This is a genomic window from Microbacterium sp. E-13, assembly GCF_049912955.1.
Classification (GTDB): Bacteria; Actinomycetota; Actinomycetes; order Actinomycetales; family Microbacteriaceae; genus Microbacterium.
This window is the reverse complement of record NZ_CP183973.1, coordinates 829,682-848,209: the sequence shown is the minus strand read 5'-3', so window position 1 is coordinate 848,209 and position 18,528 is coordinate 829,682. Positions and strand designations below refer to the sequence as shown.

The 18,528-nt window shown below is 69.4% G+C and carries 16 protein-coding genes; 6 read left to right on the top strand and 10 right to left on the bottom strand.

Annotated elements, in window-relative coordinates; all coding sequences use genetic code 11:
* Positions 1-459: 459 nt before the first annotated feature.
* The 7 genes from ACN9MP_RS03840 to ACN9MP_RS03810 all read right to left on the bottom strand — a co-directional run bounded on the left by ACN9MP_RS03840 (position 460) and on the right by ACN9MP_RS03810 (position 7,115).
* Positions 460-1,872: a glycosyltransferase gene (locus ACN9MP_RS03840; protein ID WP_426323995.1), complete on the bottom strand. Its 1,413-nt coding sequence runs from the start codon at positions 1,870-1,872 to the stop codon at positions 460-462.
* Entirely contained in the window at positions 1,869-3,452 is a 1,584-nt protein-coding gene (gene guaA / locus ACN9MP_RS03835) for a glutamine-hydrolyzing GMP synthase (RefSeq protein ID WP_426323994.1), read from the bottom strand. The genes ACN9MP_RS03840 and guaA overlap by 4 nt, the downstream gene beginning before the upstream one ends.
* Positions 3,449-3,949, bottom strand: coding sequence for a DUF3817 domain-containing protein (locus tag ACN9MP_RS03830; RefSeq protein ID WP_426323993.1), 501 nt, complete (start codon positions 3,947-3,949; stop codon positions 3,449-3,451). The genes guaA and ACN9MP_RS03830 overlap by 4 nt, the downstream gene beginning before the upstream one ends.
* Before the next feature lie 41 nt (positions 3,950-3,990).
* Positions 3,991-4,782 carry an SURF1 family protein gene (locus ACN9MP_RS03825; RefSeq protein WP_426326189.1) on the bottom strand — a complete coding sequence of 264 codons (792 nt, stop codon included), beginning with the start codon at positions 4,780-4,782 and terminating at the stop codon, positions 3,991-3,993.
* A gap of 131 nt (positions 4,783-4,913) precedes the next feature.
* Positions 4,914-6,032 carry a GuaB3 family IMP dehydrogenase-related protein gene (locus ACN9MP_RS03820; RefSeq protein ID WP_426326187.1) on the bottom strand — a complete coding sequence of 373 codons (1,119 nt, stop codon included), beginning with the start codon at positions 6,030-6,032 and terminating at the stop codon, positions 4,914-4,916.
* A gap of 70 nt (positions 6,033-6,102) precedes the next feature.
* Positions 6,103-6,381 carry a DUF2277 domain-containing protein gene (locus ACN9MP_RS03815; protein ID WP_426323992.1) on the bottom strand — a complete coding sequence of 93 codons (279 nt, stop codon included), beginning with the start codon at positions 6,379-6,381 and terminating at the stop codon, positions 6,103-6,105.
* A 56-nt stretch (positions 6,382-6,437) separates the two neighbouring features.
* Positions 6,438-7,115: a TetR/AcrR family transcriptional regulator gene (locus ACN9MP_RS03810; protein WP_426323991.1), complete on the bottom strand. Its 678-nt coding sequence runs from the start codon at positions 7,113-7,115 to the stop codon at positions 6,438-6,440.
* Between the two features lie 96 nt (positions 7,116-7,211).
* Between ACN9MP_RS03810 and ACN9MP_RS03805 the strand changes: the two genes are divergently transcribed.
* Entirely contained in the window at positions 7,212-8,705 is a 1,494-nt protein-coding gene (locus tag ACN9MP_RS03805) for an MFS transporter (protein WP_426323990.1), read from the top strand.
* A 27-nt stretch (positions 8,706-8,732) separates the two neighbouring features.
* Here ACN9MP_RS03805 and ACN9MP_RS03800 read toward each other — a convergent pair whose 3' ends face one another.
* The gene (locus tag ACN9MP_RS03800) at positions 8,733-9,356 is read right to left on the bottom strand and encodes a TMEM175 family protein (RefSeq protein ID WP_426323989.1); all 624 of its coding nucleotides are present in this window, start codon (positions 9,354-9,356) and stop codon (positions 8,733-8,735) included.
* Between the two features lie 175 nt (positions 9,357-9,531).
* Between ACN9MP_RS03800 and ACN9MP_RS03795 the strand changes: the two genes are divergently transcribed.
* Entirely contained in the window at positions 9,532-10,641 is a 1,110-nt protein-coding gene (locus ACN9MP_RS03795; RefSeq protein ID WP_426323988.1) for an FAD-dependent oxidoreductase, read from the top strand.
* 191 nt (positions 10,642-10,832) lie between these two features.
* Here the strand turns inward: ACN9MP_RS03795 and guaB are convergent, their stop codons facing one another.
* Positions 10,833-12,335 carry an IMP dehydrogenase gene (gene guaB / locus ACN9MP_RS03790; protein ID WP_426323987.1) on the bottom strand — a complete coding sequence of 501 codons (1,503 nt, stop codon included), beginning with the start codon at positions 12,333-12,335 and terminating at the stop codon, positions 10,833-10,835.
* 322 nt (positions 12,336-12,657) lie between these two features.
* Between guaB and ACN9MP_RS03785 the strand changes: the two genes are divergently transcribed.
* The 4 genes from ACN9MP_RS03785 to ACN9MP_RS03770 all read left to right on the top strand — a co-directional run bounded on the left by ACN9MP_RS03785 (position 12,658) and on the right by ACN9MP_RS03770 (position 16,799).
* Entirely contained in the window at positions 12,658-13,971 is a 1,314-nt protein-coding gene (locus ACN9MP_RS03785; RefSeq protein WP_426326185.1) for a branched-chain amino acid ABC transporter permease, read from the top strand.
* Between the two features lie 2 nt (positions 13,972-13,973).
* Positions 13,974-14,981, top strand: a complete 1,008-nt coding sequence (locus ACN9MP_RS03780) for a branched-chain amino acid ABC transporter permease (protein WP_426323986.1) — start codon at positions 13,974-13,976, stop codon at positions 14,979-14,981.
* Positions 14,971-15,990, top strand: a complete 1,020-nt coding sequence (locus ACN9MP_RS03775; RefSeq protein ID WP_426323985.1) for an ABC transporter ATP-binding protein — start codon at positions 14,971-14,973, stop codon at positions 15,988-15,990. Before ACN9MP_RS03780 ends, ACN9MP_RS03775 begins: the two co-directional genes overlap by 11 nt.
* A 71-nt stretch (positions 15,991-16,061) precedes the next feature.
* Complete coding sequence (locus tag ACN9MP_RS03770) at positions 16,062-16,799, top strand: ABC transporter ATP-binding protein (protein WP_426323984.1); 738 nt, start codon at positions 16,062-16,064, stop codon at positions 16,797-16,799.
* A 269-nt stretch (positions 16,800-17,068) separates the two neighbouring features.
* Here ACN9MP_RS03770 and ACN9MP_RS03765 read toward each other — a convergent pair whose 3' ends face one another.
* Positions 17,069-18,352, bottom strand: a complete 1,284-nt coding sequence (locus ACN9MP_RS03765) for an ABC transporter substrate-binding protein (RefSeq protein WP_426323983.1) — start codon at positions 18,350-18,352, stop codon at positions 17,069-17,071.
* Positions 18,353-18,528 lie beyond the last annotated feature (176 nt).

Genomic DNA, 18,528 nt, shown 5'->3' with positions numbered 1-18,528 from the left:
GAGCCGCCGACCCTCCCCCTATACGCCGATGAACTACCGGTTCACACAGCCCCCCTCGACTGCCTGAACCGGCGGGTCCCGAGCCGCCGACCCTCCCCCTATAGGCCGATGAACTACCGGTTCACACAGCTCCTCGACTGCCTGAACCGGCGGGTCCCGAGCCGCCGACCCTCCCCCTATAGGCCGATGAACTTCCGGTTCACACAACTCCTCGACTGCCTGAACCGGCGGGTCCCGAGCCGCCGACCCGCCCCCTATAGGCCGATGAACAACCGGTTCACACAGCTCCTCGACTGCGTGAACCGGAAGTTCATCGGGGTTTTGAGAAGGTCCGACTCCGCGACGTCGCGGACGTGAAGTTCGATGGCGGTGTGAGGAGGCCTCAGCCCACACCGGTGGCCGGCGATGGGCGCGAACCCCGATGCGGCCGCGACCACTTCAGGTGGTTCCCCGACGCCGTCAGCGTTCCATCGGCGCCCGAGCGCCTTCCGCGGGTGCCCGGCGGGAGGGGTTCGCGACCGCGGCACGAAGCGCGGCGACGAGCGCTGGACGCACCGCGTCTGCGGCGAAGGCCGCGGCGGCGCGGCGGGCCCGCACCGACAGCTGCGCGCGGCGCTCGTCGTCCCGCAGCAGAGCGACGATCGCGTCCGCGAAGCCGTCGACGTCGCCCGGACGCACGACGATCCCCGCATCGCCGATCGCCTCTCGCGGGCCGTAGCGAGCATCGAACGAGACCACGGGAAGACCGCGGGCCAGTGCCTCGGCGATCGATAGGCCCTGTCCCTCGAACGCCGTCGAGGTGACGAACAGCGCCGCGCGGTCGAAGACCGCATCGCGCTCCGCCGTCGCCCCATGGAGAGTGACGGAAGCCGCGAGCCCGAGTTCGTCGATCAGCCCCTGAAGATCGTCTCGCAGCGGACCCTCTCCGTAGACATCGAGGCGCGCGTCGGGCACCTGCTCGACGACCCGCTGCCAGGCACGAATGGCCAGATCCACTCGCTTCTGCGGTGCGAGCCGGTTGAGCATCACGACCCGGCGGGGGTCGCGGGATGCCGCATCCGGCGGCTCGGTGCCGAGCTCGATGGTGCTCGGCACGACGTGGAACGTGCCGGGGTCGCCCCAGCGGGCCGCCACCTCGTCGCGCTGCGCCGCGGTGGGCCAGAGCACGGCGTCGTAGCGGTCCAGGGTCGAGAGCCAGCGCCGCCACATGCCCGTCACCGGCAGATCGGGGTCGTCGTGCGGCTCGGGCAGGTGAGAATTGTGCACCGTGTGCACGAGGCGGACCCGCGGGTCGGCCCACGCCACCATCGCCTCGCCGATCTGGCGCGACTCGAAGATCACGACGAGCATGCGGTCGGGGTCGCCCGCCGCCCGGCGGCGCTCCTCGGCGATGTGCGTCAGCCACGCCGCGTACAGACTGCGGAATCCGCGCAGCACGCGGTCGCCCTCCGGCGCATGCACGACGATCGGCGCATCCGTGAGATGCCAGGTGGGGTCGTCGCGGAAGACCGGCAGCGACACGATCGGGTGGCCCGCAGCATCCGTCACGACCCGATGCTCCCCCGGATGCGACGCGTCGCCCGCCGGTTCGCCGGCGGCGAAGAGCCACGACGGGTCGGCGGCGATCTCGTCGAAGAGGTTGCGGACGCGAGAGGCATCGGGCACATGGCCGCCGTCGACGAAGGCCTGACGCTGTGCTGCGTGAGCCTCGGGCGGCTGGCCGTCGACGCTCAGCATCAACGGCTCCGGGGCACCGGACGCCTCGAGCAGCCGCAGTCTCGCAGGCACCGCGACCGCGAACCCGCCGTCCAGACCGAGGGCGATGCGACTGCCGACCAGCACGTAGTCGGCGTCGGGCAGCGAGAGCGTCACTCCCATTCGATGGTCCCCGGGGGCTTCGACGTGACGTCGAGCACCACCCGGTTGACCTCGCGCACCTCGTTGGTGATGCGGTTCGAGATGCGCGACAGCACGTCGTAGGGAAGACGCGTCCAGTCGGCCGTCATCGCGTCTTCCGACGAGACCGGGCGCAGCACGATCGGGTGCCCGTACGTGCGGCCGTCGCCCTGCACGCCCACCGAGCGCACGTCGGCGAGCAGCACGACGGGGCACTGCCAGATCTCGCCGTCGAGCCCGGCACGCGTCAGTTCCTCGCGGGCGATGGCGTCGGCGTCCTGCAGAATCTCGAGGCGGTCAGCGGTGACCTCGCCCACGATCCGGATCCCGAGGCCGGGGCCCGGAAACGGCTGGCGGGCGACGATCACCTCGGGAAGGCCGAGCTCGCGGCCGATGGCTCGCACCTCGTCCTTGAAGAGGGTGCGCAGCGGCTCGACGAGCTCGAACTGCAGGTCTTCCGGCAGCCCGCCCACGTTGTGATGGGACTTGATGTTCGCCGTGCCGGTGCCGCCGCCCGACTCGACGACGTCGGGGTAGAGGGTGCCCTGCACGAGGAAGCGGATCGGCTGGCCATCGGCCTCGGCCTCCGCGACGAGCGCGGCCTCGGCCTGCTCGAAGGTGCGGATGAACTCGCGCCCGATGATCTTGCGCTTCTGCTCGGGGTCGCTGACACCGGCCAGCGCGGTGAGGAAGCGCTCGCGGGCGTCGATCGTCACCAGGCGCACGCCGGTCGAGGCGACGTAGTCCTGCTCGACCTGCTCCCGCTCGCCCTTACGCAGCAGGCCGTGGTCGACGAAGATGCAGACCAGCTGGTCACCGACGGCCTTGTGCACGAGCGCGGCCGCGACGGCGGAATCGACGCCGCCCGAGAGGCCGCAGATGACCCGGCCCGAGCCGACCTGCGCACGGATCTTCTCCACCTGCTCGGCGATGACGTTGCCACTGTTCCAGTCGGCGGGAAGACCCGCGGCCTTGTGCAGGAAGTTCTCGATGACGTGCTGGCCGTAATCGGAGTGCTTGACCTCCGGATGCCACTGCACGCCGTAGAGGCGGCGCTCGTCGCTGCCGAACGCGGCCACCGGCGTCGCGCCGGTCGATGCCAGCACCTCGAAGCCGTCGGGGGCGCGGGACACCTGGTCGCCGTGGCTCATCCACACGTTCTGATCGACCGGCTGCCCGCCCAGCAGCACGCCGCCGTCACCGGTGACCGCGGCATCCGTCGCCCCGTATTCGCGCAGGCCGGTGTTGGCGACCTCGCCCCCGAGCGCCTGCGCCATCACCTGGAAGCCGTAGCAGATGCCCAGCGTCGGCACGCCGAGGTCGAACACGTCGGTGTCGAGGGCGGGAGCCCCCTCTTCGTACACCGACGACGGGCCGCCCGACAGGATGATGCCGACCGGGTTCTTCGCCGCGATGTCGGCGGCGCTGGCGGTGTGCGGCACGATCTCGCTGTACACGCCGGCCTCGCGCACCCGGCGCGCGATCAGCTGTGCGTACTGGGCGCCGAAGTCGACGACGAGGACGGGACGCTGGGAGGTCTCGGTCTGCTGGGTCAACGCTTGTTCTCCGTCGGGATGGCCTGAGTGAGGGACGAGTGTTCGGCGCGGGAGTGCAGCTCGGACGCCTCGCGCCCGGCCAGGTAGGTCTTGACCTCGCGGCCCACGCGCGCCTCCATGAAGAACGACAGGAGGGGGACGATGCCGCCGGCGGCGAGCAGGGCGAGACGCAGGAGGTTCCAGCGCATGAGGCTCCACACGCGGAAGCACGAGATCAGGTAGACGACGTAGAACCACCCGTGGGCGACGAGGATGCCGAGCGACAGGTTGAACCCGTCGCCGGTCGACTCGAGGCCGGAGGCGGTCTCGACGACCGGGGCGAACCACAGGAACCCGCCGGAACCACCGAGGAACAGCTCGTAGCCGACCGCGTACTTGACGATCATCTCGGCCACCAGCAGCAGCAGCATCGTGCCGGTGATGACCGAGCAGATCTGGTAGAACTTCAGGGCTCCGCGGATCGCCGGAAAGGAAGCGAGCTTCGGGGCGCGGGGCATGACCCCCAGTCTACCCGGGGCGCCGTGCCCGGATTCCGGGCTCAGGGGTGCGCGGCTCCTTCGGCCGCGGCATCCTCGAAGTCTTCCAGCTCCTTCTCCCAGGCGTCCCTGGCGAGCCGGTACCAGAGGTAGAACGCGAAGCCCGCGAAGACCGCCCATTCGACGGCGTAGAAGATGTTGAGCCAGTTCAGGCCCGGGCCCTCGCCCGGCGCCGGCGACGAGATCGGCTCGAGGCCGCCGAAAGCTTCCGACGATGCCAGGTACGGGCGATACACCGACAGCCCGCCGACGTCGTGCCACCGCCCGAGCAGCGCGGCCGGCGACATCCGGGTCATCGTCTGCGGGTCCTCACGGGGCGAAGGCGGCAGGGGCCCTTCGTCCGAGATCAGACGGCCCGTCACGTCGACGGGTTCGGCTCCGGATGCCTCCTCCTCCAGCCGGTCGATGGCCGCACGCGCGTCGCGCTCGGTGGCGGCCCAGCCGAGCGCGACCCCGACGGAGACCGGACCGTCGGTCTCGGTCTGGTCGGGCTCGAGGCGCAGCTGTCCCGTCACCCAGTAGCCCTCGACACCCTCGTTGAAGCGCGAGGACACGATGAGGAAGTCGCCGGGAACCCACGTGCCGGTCGTCTGGACGCGCTGCCCGACGAGGGGCTCCGGGAGGTACTCCCCCGGGCCCGCGACGTCGCCGATCGGCTGCACCTCTTCGGTCGCGCCCGGCGGCACCGGATTCGTCTGCAGCGCGCGACCCAGCTGCCACTGCCCGAGCCACGCGAACACTCCCGCGACGACGAGGCACAGCAGCAGCATCCCGATCCAGCGCGGTCGCAGCATCACCTCGCGCAGCGTCGGGGGGAACGCTTCGATGAGCTCGTCAGCCGCTGGGTCGCGGTCGGCAGCCACGGAGTCCGGCTCGCCCGATGCCCCGGTCCCTGAGCCCGTCGAAGGGTCGGTCATGGCATCCGTCATCCTGCGGCGTACGGCGCGACGACTACCTCGACGCGCTGGAACTCCTTGAGGTCGGAGTACCCGGTCGTCGCCATCGACTTGCGCAGGGCACCGATGAGGTTGGCCGTGCCGTCGGCGACAGGTGCCGGGCCGTACAGGATCTCCTCGAGCGAGGCGACCTGGTCGACCTTCACCCGGCGGCCGCGCGGGAGCTTGGAGTGGTGCGCCTCGGGTCCCCAGTGGAAGCCCCGGCCCGGGGCATCCGTCGCCCGTGCCAGCGCGACACCGAGCATAACCGCGTCGGCGCCCATCGCCAGCGCCTTGACGATGTCGCCGGAGGTTCCGACGCCGCCGTCGGCGATGACGTGCACGTAGCGGCCGCCCGACTCGTCGAGGTAGTCGCGGCGCGCGCCGGCGACGTCGGCGACGGCGGTCGCCATCGGTGCGTGGAGGCCGAGCGTGGCGCGAGTGGTGGATGCCGCGCCCCCGCCGAATCCTACGAGCACGCCCGCCGCGCCGGTGCGCATGAGGTGCAGGGCCGCGGTGTAGGTCGCGGCGCCGCCGACGATGACGGGAACATCGAGGTCGTAGATGAACTTCTTGAGGTTGAGGGGCTGGTCGACCGACGACACGTGCTCGGCCGACACCGTGGTGCCGCGGATCACGAAGAGGTCGACGCCCGCGGCGACGACGGTCTCGTAGAGCTCCTGCGTGCGCTGCGGGGTGAGCGCGCCCGCCACTGTCACGCCGGCCGCGCGGATCTCCGCCAGGCGGTCGCGCACGAGCTCGGGCTTGATGGGCTCGGCGTACAGCTCCTGCATGCGGCGGGTCGCGGCAGCCTTCTCGAGACCGGCGATCTCGGCGAGCAGCGGCTCGGGGTCGTCGTAGCGGGTCCACAGGCCTTCGAGGTCGAGCACGCCCAGGCCGCCGAGCTGACCGAGCATGATCGCGGTCTGCGGGCTCACCACCGAGTCCATCGGCGCTCCCAGCACCGGGATGTCGAAGCTGAACGCGTCGATCGTCCAGGTCGTCGAGACGTCCTCGGGGTTGCGCGTGCGCCGCGAGGGCACCACGGCGATGTCGTCGAACGAGTAGGCGCGGCGCGCGCGCTTGGAGCGGCCGAGTTCGATGTCCATGCTCACGCCCCCAGCCTACCCGGCAGGCCTCCCGGGCCCGGATCGGCCGGTGTCGGGGCCGGTGCGCGGATCAGGCGACCGCGTAGCGGCCCGACCTGATCGCCCGCTCTCGCGCCTTGGCCGCCTCGACCTCCCGGTTCTTCGGCGGCACCGTCGCGACGAGGTCTTCCAGCAGGTGCTGGGTGATGTGCGAGATCTCGTGGACGGCGCGGTCGAACGCCTCCTGATTCGCCTTCGAGGGTTTCGTGGTGCCCGCGATCTTGCGCACGTACTGCAGCGCCGCGGCGTGCACCTCTTCGGAGGATGCCGCGGGTTCGAAGTTGTGGAGCGTGTGGATGTTCCGGCACATGCAGCCGACCCTACGCCGCGCGTCCGGCGGGGGCCAGGGCGCGGCATCCGTCACCGCTAGAAGCGGTCGGTGCCCCGCGGCAGCACGTCGAGCACGTGGGGCAGCTCGGTCGGGAAGCAGGAGCGGAAGAGCTCGGTGATCTGCGGATCGGAGCCGTAGTCGTCGACGATGCGCAGGCCGATCATGGTGCTGATCAGCATGCCCTCGGCCATGAACGCCCGGGCCTCGTCGGCGTCGAGTCCCATCTCGTCGCGGAAGAATCGCCAGACCGTCGCGAAGCCCTTGCGGGCGGCGGCGCCGATCACCGGATGGCTCCCCAGCAGGTAGGCGTGCGCGAGCGTCTGGTGCAGTCCCCTGACCTCGATGAGGTCGACGTACGCCTGCCCGATGCGCGTGGCGGCGGCCTTCTCGGCGGTGATGCCGGGGTCGCGCGGAGCGTCGGTGTCGGCGAGCGCGGCGCGGAACCCGGCGAGCATGCGGGCGAGCGCGTCTTCGATCGCGGCGAGGAAGAGGTTCTCCTTGGTGCCGAAGAGCCGCACGACATACGGCTGGCTGACCCCCGCGGCCCGGGCGACCTCGTCGGTCGTCGCGCCCTCGTACCCGCGGGCCCCGAACACCGCGAGGGCGGCCTGGATGATCTGGCGCCGCCGCTCGTCGGACGACAGCCGCCTCCCCGTCTCGGCGGTCGGCTCCCGCTCGACCGTGGCTCTCGCATCCATTGCCGCAGAACTCATGTCCAGAGGTTATCAGCGAATGACTTGACTTTGTAATCAGTGGATTACTACATTGTCTCCCATCAAGTAATCATCCAATTACAACGGAGCCCACGCATGTCCGACACATCCCTCGCCACGGTCCGGCGGACCCGTCCGTTCGCGCTCGTGCTCGCCGCGGCATCCCTTCCGATGTTCATGGCCACGCTCGACAACCTCGTCATGACCAACGCGCTCCCCGTGCTCCATACCGAGATGGGTGCGAGCGTCGAAGAGCTGCAGTGGTTCGTCAACGCGTACACGCTGGCCTTCGCCGGCACGATCCTCATCGCGTCGGCGCTGGGCGACCGCTTCGGCCGTCGCACGCTCTTCGCGATCGGCATCGCCGTGTTCGGCGCCGGGTCGGTGCTCGCGGCGCTCAGCTCCGACCCCGGTCAGCTCATCGCGGCCCGCGCCGTGCAGGGGCTCGGTGCCGCGGGCGTCATGCCGCTGTCGCTGGCGCTCCTCAGCGGCGCCGTTCCGCCCGCACGCCGCCCTCTCGCGATCGGCATCTGGGGCGGAGTGTCGGGCCTCGGCGTGGCGGTCGGCCCGCTCGTCGGCGGAGCGATCATGGAGGGCTGGGACTGGCAGGCGATCTTCTGGATCAACGTGCCCGTCGCGATCGTCGCCATCCCGCTCGCGCTGATCGTGCTCAACAACGACTTCGGCCTGCGTGCCCGGATCGATCTGCCCGGGGCGGTGCTCGCCGCCGCCGGCGTGCTGGCCCTGGTGCACGCCATCGTGCGCGGCAACGACGACGGCTGGGACTCGGTGGGCGTCATCGCCGAGATCGTGCTCGGCGCCGTGCTCGTGGCGGCGTTCCTCGTGTGGCAGACGCGGGCCGGCGCTCCGCTCGTGCCGCTGCGTCTCTTCCGCGACCGGTCGTTCTCGCTGACCAACATCGTGGGCTTCGCGTTTAGCTTCGGCACGTTCGGCGCGGTGTTCATCCTCATCCAGTACCTGCAGGTCGTGCAGGGCTCCACGCCCTTCGAAGCCGCACTGCAGACCACTCCCTGGACCCTCGCGCCCATGGTCGTCGCCCCGATCGCCGGCATCCTGGCGCCGCGCGTCGGCACCCGCATCCTGCTGGTGCTCGGCCTGGCACTGCAGGGCGCCGCGCTCACGTGGATCGCCGTCGTCATGTCGACCGACCTCGACTACCCCGTCCTGATCGCGCCCTTCCTGATGGCCGGCGTCGGCATGGCGCTCGTCTTCGCGCCGTCGGCCACGGCGCTGCTGGCCACCCTCGGACTCATCGACCACGCCAAGGCCTCGGGCGTGAACTCCACGGTCCGCGAGCTCGGAGTCTCCCTGGGCACCGCCGTGATGACGGCCATCTTCGTCAGCGCGGGCGGCGAGCTGCTGCCCGACCTCTACGTCGACGCCGCCCGGCCCGCCGTGTTCACGGGTGCCGCCGTGCTCTTCGCCGCCACGGTCGTGGCGCTGTGGCTCCCCGCCGGAAAGGGAACGACGGATGCCGCCACCCCCGCCGCAGCGGAGCCCGCGGAGAACGCGACCGACGGGGTCCCCGCCGAGGGGTTCGAGGCCGCCGACGTGCTCGTGAAGAGCTGAGTCCGCAGGCTGGTGCGGGGCTGGGGCTCAGACGCCCTTGCCCCGCAAAGCGCGGGTGAGCCATGGGTCGACGAAGAAGAGCAGGAACGCCAGCGAGCCGATCCACGGCGAGAGCAGCACGACCGTCGCCGCGATGATCAGGGCGCTCAGCGAGCTGCGGCCGTAGGCGACGGCATCCTCTCGGGTCATATCGGGGAGCATGATCTCGCGCCGGCTCACCGCCCACATCCACTGCAGCCAGCTGAACAGGATCGCGAGGAAGAACGTCAGGGGCATGGCGAGCCGCCCGGCGAGGTAGTCGGAGTACTCGGTGGTCAGATTCGTCGCGAACGGCACGAGCACGATGAACAGCAGCCGGGCGTTGTTGAGCCACACCATGGTCCCGTCGACGCGGGCGACGTGCTCGAACTGCTGGACGTGCACCATCCACATGAGGCACAGCAGCACGAAGCTCAGCGCGAAGTTCAGGAAGAGTTCGCCCATGCCGCCGACGGCGGCCCACATCTCGGCGTCGGAGTCCACGTCGCCGAGCGAGTACTGGGTGAGGTCGAGCACGAGCAGCGTGGCCGCGATCGCGAACACGCCGTCGGTGAAGGCTTCGAGCCGGGTGGTGCGCTGCGTCGCCGCCGGGTGCTGCCGCTGCCTGATCATGGCGCCAGGGTAGCGACACCGGGAGCGTGGCGCGCGTCACACTCCGTCACCGCCTCGGCCCCGTTCAGCCCGGCTCAGGGAGGATGGAGAGCGGGAAACGGATGCCGCGGCTCGCGGCCGCGGCCCGTTCCCCGCTCCGCGCCACGTGAGTGGCGCCCGAAACCCTGGAGGATCCGTGGCCGAGCGCATTCCGTTCGTCGTCGTCGGCGCGGGCGCGATGGGGCTCGCCACGGCATGGCAGCTGTCGCGCCGCGGGCGGCGGGTCGTCGCCCTCGAGCGCTTCGAGCGCGGCCACACGCGCGGGGCGTCCCACGGTGCGACCCGCAACTTCAACAACGCCTACGGCGCGGCCCACTACCTCGACCTGCTGACACTCGCCCGCTCGGAGTGGGATGAGCTCTCGCGCACGACCGGCGAGCCGCTGCTGCGGCTGCACGGGCTGGCGACGCACGGCGACGGCGCGCTGATCACGCGCGTGCACGAGGCGCTCGTCACCCGCGGCGAGCGCGCGCAGGTGCTCGACGCGCGCGAGGCGGCCCGCCGCTGGAGCGGCATGCGGTTCGACGGTGAGGTGCTGTTCACGCCCGACGCGGGCGTGGTGCGCGCCCAGGCCGCACTCGAGGCGCTCGAACGCGGTGCGCGCGACCGTGGCGCCGAGGTCCGCTTTGGGCACCGCGTCCTCACGCTCGACGAGACGGCCGCAGGGCTCGCGCTCGACATCGAGGCGGGCGGCGAGCGCTATCAGGTCGTGGCGGACACGGTCGTGGTCACGGCCGGCGCCTGGACCCCCGGCATCCTTCCGTCCGTCTTCCCGCTGCCGCGCCTCACCGTGACGGAGGAGAGCCCCGCGCACTTCGCACCGCGGGCGGCCGACACGGCGTGGCCGTCGTTCAACCACTTCGTCGACGCGGAGCGGGGCGCGATCGGCAACGTCTACGGCATGCCCGCGCCCGGCGAGGGCGTGAAGGTCGGCTTCCACAAGGTCGGCCCGGTGGTGGACCCCGACGTGCGAACGTTCCGGCCGGTTCCCGAGCAGTCCGCGGCGCTGCGCGAGTACGTGGCGGAGTGGTTCCCGGGCCTCGACCCCGACTCCGCGGTGCCCATCAGCTGCACCTATACGTCGACCGACTCCGAGGACTTCGTGCTCGACCGCCGTGGCCGCATCGTCGTGGGTGCGGGTTTCTCGGGTCACGGCTTCAAGTTCACGCCGGCGGTCGGCGCCGTGCTCGCCGACCTCGCCACCGACGACACCGCCCGCGCCGCGGAGCCCTTCCGCCTCCCGTGAGCCGGCTCCGGTCGCGCGGCCGACCGGCGAAACTCCACAGAATTCGGCTGATCGAGCAGCTCGACGTGCCGCCGGCCCGCGATTCAGGGCCGATCTGTGGAGTTCTGACGCGAGCGGCGCAGATGCCCCGGAAACGACGGATGCCGCGGCCCGGGCGCAGTGCGCGTGCCGCGGCATCCGTCCTGGGAGGGTCAGCGCTTGTAGTTGGGCGCCTCTACGACGATCTGCACATCGTGGGGGTGCGACTCCTTGAGGCCCGCGGGCGTGATGCGCACGAACTTGCCCTTGGCCTTGAGCTCCTCGATGGTGCGGGCGCCGACGTAGAACATCGACTGACGGAGGCCGCCGACGAGCTGGTACGCAACGGCGGAGACCGGCCCGCGGTAGGCGACCTGACCCTCGATGCCCTCGGGGATCAGCTTGTCGTCGCTGGGCACGTCCGCCTGGAAGTACCGGTCCTTGGAGTACGACGTCTTCTTGCCGCGCGTCTGCAGCGCCCCGAGGGAGCCCATGCCGCGATAGGACTTGAACTGCTTGCCGCCCTGGAAGACGATCTCGCCCGGCGACTCGTCGGTGCCGGCGAGGAGCGAGCCGAGCATCACGGTGTCGGCGCCCGCGACGAGGGCCTTCGCGATGTCGCCCGAGTACTGCAGGCCGCCGTCGGCGATGATCGGGATGCCGGCCTCCCGCGCGGCCAGCGACGCCTCGTAGATGGCGGTGACCTGCGGCACGCCGACGCCCGCGACGATGCGCGTGGTGCAGATCGAGCCCGGCCCGACGCCGACCTTGACCGCGTCGACGCCCGCCTCGATGAGCGCCTGCGCGCCCTCGCGGGTCGCGACATTGCCGCCGATGACGTCGATGTGGGCGAAGCTCTCATCGGCCTTGAGGCGGCGGACCATGTCGATCACGCCCGCGGACTGGCCGTTGGCCGTGTCGACGACGATGACGTCGACGCCCGCGTCGCGCAGCGCCTCGGCACGCTGCCAGGCGTCGCCGAAGAAGCCGATGGCGGCGCCGACCCGGAGGCGGCCCTGCTCGTCCTTGGTGGCGAGGGGGTACTTCTCGCTCTTGTCGAAGTCCTTGATGGTGATGAGGCCGGCGAGCTTGCCGTCGTCATCGAGGAGCGGCAGCTTCTCGACGCGGTGCTGTGCGAACAGAGCGATGACCTCGCCCGCCGAGATGCCGACCTTGCCCGTGACCAGGTCCGTGCTCGTCATGACGTCGCGGACCTTGGTGGTCTGACGCTCGAAGCCCGAGACGAACCGCATGTCGCGGTTCGTGACGATCCCGACGAGCCGGTTCTCGTCGTCCACCACGGGCAGACCCGAGATGCGGTATGTCGCGCACAGGTTGTCGACCTCTTCGATCGTCGCGTCCGGCGTCGTGGTGATGGGGTCGGTGATCATGCCCGACTCGCTGCGCTTCACGCGGTCGACCATCGACGCCTGATCCTCGATGGAGAGGTTGCGGTGGATGATGCCCAGGCCGCCCTCCCGCGCGATCGCGATCGCGAGGCGCGCCTCGGTGACCGTGTCCATCGCGGCGCTGAGCAGCGGAGTGGCGACGGTGATGCGGCGGGTCACGCGTGACGACGTATCGGCCTCGCTGGGGATGACATCGGTGTGCCCGGGAAGCAGCAGGATGTCGTCGTAGGTCAATCCGACGAAGCCGAAGGGGTCGTTGTGCTCCATGGAGTCTCCTGCGCTCGCTGCGCGATCTGTAGGTGTGGACGACGGCGGCCGGTGCGATGGTGACGCTCCGTACTCGATTCTAAGTCGGCGAGCCTGGGAAAGATTCCCGGATGCCGCGCCCTGACACCCGGTTCCACCCCGATTGCGATCGGATCACTTATCCACACGGGACCTTGGGTGAAACAGCGACGACACATTACAGTCGTAGCGTCGTCATCACGGCCGATGCGACCCGAGCTTCGGTGTCCGCGTGGTGTGCCGAACTGGAGGTTCTGTGGGTCCTACGACTGTGACCACGATCAGCAGCCGCCGCTGGGTCCTCGTGATCCTCGGCCTGCTCTTGGCCGCGGGAATGGTGTTCCTGTCCGCACCCAGCGGTGCACATGCAGACGCCCCCGACACCCCCGGTGGAGACCAGGAGCAGACCGACTTCTACTTCGGCGGCGTGATCAAGTACGACGACCAGCCCGTCGAGGGCGTGACGATGTCGATCGAAGGCAACGGCTTCAAGGCCGAGACGGTGACGGATGCCGAGGGCAAGTGGCGTCTGTACGTGCCGGAGAAGGACGACTACGTCCTCACCGTCGATGAGGAGACGCTGCCCGAGGGCGTGATCGTCGACCCGGCACAGCTTCCGGAGGGCATCCAGCCCAAGCAGGGGACGACGGCGTCGTTCGACGTGACCTTCGGGCTCACCGGATCGAAGATCGTCAACCTCTTCCTCGGCGAGGGCGAACGAGTCACCACATCGTTCTTGGATCAGCTCATCGAACGGCTCATGAACGGCATCAACTTCGGTCTGCTGCTCGCGCTCGCGGCCGTCGGCGTCTCCCTCATCTTCGGCACGACCGGCCTCAGCAACTTCGCCCACGGCGAGATGCTGACCTACGGCGCCGTGATGGCCCTCATCTTCGGCGTATGGCTGAACATCCCGATGTACCTCACGATCCCGATCGTCATCGTGCTGGGCGCGGCCCTCGGCTGGGTGCTCGACGCGGGCCTGTGGAAGCCGCTGCGGCGCCGGGGCCTCGGGCTCGTGCAGCTCATGATCGTGAGCATCGGCCTCTCGCTGGCCGGCAGGTACGTCTTCCAGTTCTTCATCGGCGGAGGCACGTACCAGCTGCCGGGAGCAGGAGCGCCGCGCGACATCGTCATCGGCCCGATCAAGCTGTCGTGGATCGACGTCACGTCCATGGCGATCAGCATCGTGCTCCTCATCGCCGTCGCGTACTGGCTGCTGCGCACCCGCATCGGCAAGGCGACACGCGCCATCAGCGACAACCCGGGTCTGGCCGCCGCCTCCGGCATCAACGTCGACCGCGTGATCCGCATCGTGTGGATCCTCGCCGCAGCGCTCGCCGCGATCGCCGGCGTGCTGTGGGCGTACTTCCGTCCCGGGGTCAAGTGGGACATGGGCGTGCAGGTGCTGCTGCTCATCTTCGCGGCGGTGACCCTCGGTGGGCTCGGAACGGCCTTCGGAGCTCTCATCGGCGCCCTCATCGTCGGAATCCTCGTCGAGATCTCGACGCTGTGGATTCCGCCGGACATGAAGTACGTCGGCGCCCTCGCCGTGCTGATCATCATCCTGCTGGTGAGACCCCAGGGCATCTTGGGCCGGAAAGAGAGGCTCGGTTAGTCATGGACTGGGGACAGATCTTCAACAACACCGCCTACTGGATCTTCAGCCCGGAGACCATCGCCTACGCGCTCGCGGCGACCGGCCTGGCCGTCCAGTTCGGATTCGGCGGCCTGCTGAACTTCGGTATGGCCGGCTTCATGGCCCTCGGCGCCTACGGGTACGCCATCTCGATCCTGAGCTTCGGCTGGCCCTGGTGGGCAGGCATCCTCGTCGGCTGCGTCGCGGCCGTGATCTTCGCGCTCATCCTCGGTATCCCGACGCTGCGGCTGCGAGCCGACTACCTCGCCATCGTGACGATCGCCGCGGCGGAGATCGTGCGCCTGCTGCTCACGACCCAGCTCTTCGACGAGTTCACGAACTCCGCGGACGGTCTCGGGGGCTACCACGCCGGCTTCCGCGGGGCGAATCCGTTCCCGAAGACGGGTGCCGACGGCGAGCCGATCGTCTACGGCTTCGGGCCCTGGCAATGGACCGCCGACCAGCTCTGGGTGCGCGTGTTCGGCATCATCCTGCTCGCGATCGCCGTCTACCTGGTGTGGGCGATCATGCGCAGCCCGTGGGGTCGCGTGCTCAAGGGCATCCGCGAAGACGAGGACGCCGTCCGCTCGCTCGGCAAGAACGTCTTCTCGTACAAGATGCAGGCCCTCATGATCGGTGGCGTCTTCGGCGCCCTCGGCGGCGTGGTGTTCGCACTGCCGTCGGCGGTCGTCCCCGCGACCTACACGACGAGCCTCACGTTCTTCATCTGGACGATCCTGCTGCTCGGCGGGGCGGCCACGGTCTTCGGACCGGTGGTCGGGTCGGTGATCTTCTGGGTGATCATGGGCTTCCTCGACAACGTGCTGCCCGTGCTCGCCCAGTCCGACATCCCGATCATCTCGCTGCTGACCGCGCAGCAGGCGGCCACGCTCCGGTTCATCCTCGTCGGCGTCGCGCTCATGCTGATCGTCATCTTCCGCCCGCAGGGCATCTTCGGAAACAAGAGGGAGCTGACCTTTGTCAAGTAACCCGCCCAGCAATCCGCCCGCCGACGAGCCGGTCGTCCCCGTCACGACGGCGACCGGCAGCGTCCGTCGGCCGAAGACCACGGGTCTCGCGAAGGGGGATGCCGTCCCCGGCGTCGCGAAGAACGACCCCATCCTCGTGGTCGACAACATCACCCGTCGCTTCGGCGGGCTGACCGCCGTCGACGTCGAGCACCTCGAGATCCCGCGGAACGCGATCACGGCCCTCATCGGCCCCAACGGCGCGGGCAAGACGACCCTCTTCAACCTGCTGTGCGGCTTCGACAAGCCGAACTCAGGAACGTGGAGCTTCGACGGACAGAACCTGTCGGGCATCCCGTCGTTCAAGGTCGCCCGCATGGGGCAGGTGCGCACGTTCCAGCTCACCAAGGCCCTCTCGCTGCTCACGGTGCTCGAGAACATGAAGCTCGGCGCCACCGGTCAGAAGGGCGAGAGCCTGTGGGCCAGCATCGTCCCGGCGATCTGGCGGAAGCAGGACAACGACAACGAGGACAAGGCGATGGACCTGCTGCGGCGGTTCAAGCTCGACGCCAAGTCCGATGATTATGCCGCCTCGCTCTCGGGCGGCCAGCGCAAACTTCTCGAGATGGCGCGGGCCCTCATGAGCGACCCGACGCTGGTGATGCTCGACGAGCCCATGGCCGGCGTCAACCCGGCGCTCACCGAGTCGCTGCTCGACCACATCCTCGACCTCAAGGACCTCGGCATGACGGTGCTCTTCGTCGAGCACGACATGCACATGGTCCGGCACATCGCCGACTGGGTCGTGGTGATGGCCGAGGGCAAGGTCGTCGCCGAAGGTCCGCCCGACACCGTCATGCAGGACCCGGCGGTGGTCGACGCCTACCTCGGCAGCCATCAGGACGTCGATCTCGGCGTCGTGACCGGCCGCGTCGCAGGCGAACTGGACGCGTCGGCGGAGGAGCTGCTCGAGGAGATCAAGGAGGCCGAGGAGGCCTCGATCGCCGAGGCCGAGGAGGAGAACAAGTGACCGACCCTTCGACAAACCAACGGACTCCCGGATCGGCCGTTCCTGACCCCGGTGCCGCACGCGTGAAGGGCATGAAAACCGAGACGGTCGTCGTCGAGGTCAAGGACCTCACGGCCGGCTACCTGCCGGGCATCAACATCATCAACGAGGCCAACCTCGTCGCCCACAAGGGCGAGCTGATCGGCATCATCGGCCCGAACGGCGCCGGTAAGTCGACGCTGCTGAAGTCGATCTTCGGCATGGTCAAGGTGCGCGGCGGGGACATCACGGTCGACGGGGCCAGCGTGGTCGGGCTCAAGTCCGACAAGCTCGTCCAGCGCGGCGTCGGCTTCGTACCCCAGACGAACAACGTGTTCCCCTCGCTGACCATCGAGGAGAACCTGCAGATGGGGCTCTACCAGCGCCCCAAGGCGTATGCCGAGCGGCTCGACTTCGTCACCGGGATCTTCGCCGAGCTCGGCAAGCGCCTCAAGCAGCGCGCGGGCTCGCTGTCGGGCGGCGAGCGCCAGATGGTCGCGATGTCGCGCGCACTCATGATGAACCCGTCCGTGCTGCTGCTGGACGAGCCCTCGGCCGGCCTGTCGCCGGTTCGCCAGGATGACGCGTTCATCCGCGTCTCCGACATCAACAAGGCCGGCGTGACCACGATCATGGTCGAGCAGAACGCCCGCCGCTGCCTGCAGATCTGCGATCGCGGCTATGTCCTCGACCAGGGCCGCGACGCCTACGAGGGCACCGGCCGCGAACTCCTCAGCGACCCGAAGGTCATCGGCCTCTACCTCGGCAGCCTCGGCGCCGACGGGACCTGACCCGCCGCACCTCGAAAGAGGAGGGGGACCGGATGCTGCGGCATCCGGTCCCCTCCTTCTTCGCTGCCGTCCCGGCTCCGTGCGCAACGATCTCGGGTACCGCCCCGGCGAGACGACACCCGCCGGACGAGAACCTGGCGTTCACCCAGCGTCTCGTCGCGCAATTGTCGTCTCGCCGGGTGAGAGGGCGGGGTGTCGGCCGGGATGGCCACCCGGGAACGCGACAGGGCCCCGGATCGCTCCGGGGCCCTGCGCTGCGTCAGCCTGGTTTAGAGGTCGATGCGGGTGTTGAGGTTGTCGGCACCGTACTGGAAGATGCCGATGGTGGCCTCGGTCGGGTCGCCGTTCTCGTCGAACGTGATCGGGCCGGAGTAGCCGTCGTAGTCCGCAACGCCGCCGCCGAGGATGATGTCGGCGCAGTCGGCGAAGTTGTCGCACTTCTCGCCGTCACCCGAACCACCCGAGACCTCCTGCAGCTTGCCGGCGATGTCGGCGGGGTCGGTGGAGTTGGCGGCCAGCGACGCGAGCGCCAGCAGCACGACGGCGTCGTAGGACTCGTTGGCGTACGAGAAGTCGGTCAGCTCGGGGTTGCCCTCGCCGGTCCACCACTCGTTGAGGCGTCCCTGGAACTCGGTGTCGGGAGCCGGACCTGCGGGGGTCGTGCCCTTCGCACCCTCCATGCTCACGCCGGCCGGCCACTTCGCGTCCGAACCGAAGTTCTTCAGGTTGCCGTCGACGAGGTATAGGTCCTTGGCGGGGTAGCCAGCGGCGATGAGCGCCGGGCCGACCGTGTAGATCTCGTCGAACGTGATCAGCGCGATGGCGTCGGGGTTCGAGGCGAGGATCGCGGAGATCTGCGCGTCGAAGTTCGTGTCACCGGTGTTGTAGGACTGCTCGGCGACGATCTCACCGCCCGTGCTCGTGAAGGTGTCCTGGAACACCTTGTTGAGGCCCGTGCCGTACGAGTCGTTCTGGTACAGGACCGCGACGTTCTCGTGACCGTCCTCGGCGACGAGGTTGCCGAGGACCTCGCCCTGGAGCGTGTCGGCCGGGGCCGTGCGCCAGTAGAGGTTGTTGTCGTCCCACGTCGTGAAGTCCAGCGAGGTGTTCGCCGGGGAGAACGTGATGATGCCGGCCGCGACGGCGTCATCGAGGAAGAGCTTCGTCACACCCGAGGACGCGGCGCCGATGGCGGCCGAGACCTTCTCCGAGATCAGCTTCTGGATGGTGGTGGCGTATGCCTTGTTGTCGGTGTCGCCGGAGTCGCCCCAGACGATGTCGGGGATCGTGACGCCCTTGGCGGCGTCGTTGATGTCTGCGGCGGCCAGGCCGACGCCGGCCTCCTCGGGCGGGCCGAGGAATGCGAGCGTGCCCGTCTGGGGCAGGATCGTGCCGATCTTGAGGGTGAGGTCGCGCTCCTCGGTGGGTGCGGTGGTCTCGCCGCCGCCACCGGTGCTCCCACCGGCGCAGCCGGCGAGAACGAGGGCGCTGGCGCCGATGAGCGCGATTCCACCGAGGACGGTGGATGTACGCGAGCGGGTGAAGACGCTCATGTTGCTCCTTGCTGTGCGATGAACACGGGAACGGCTCGGGCGCCGACCCAGTGCACTAAACCTAATCGCCGTCGAGCGTCTGCAATGTTGCCTTTCGTTAACGATCTGTAACAGCTTGAAAACCGTGATGGGACCGTAATTTTGGAGGGCGGCCGGATCGCCGCCCTGTGGATGGC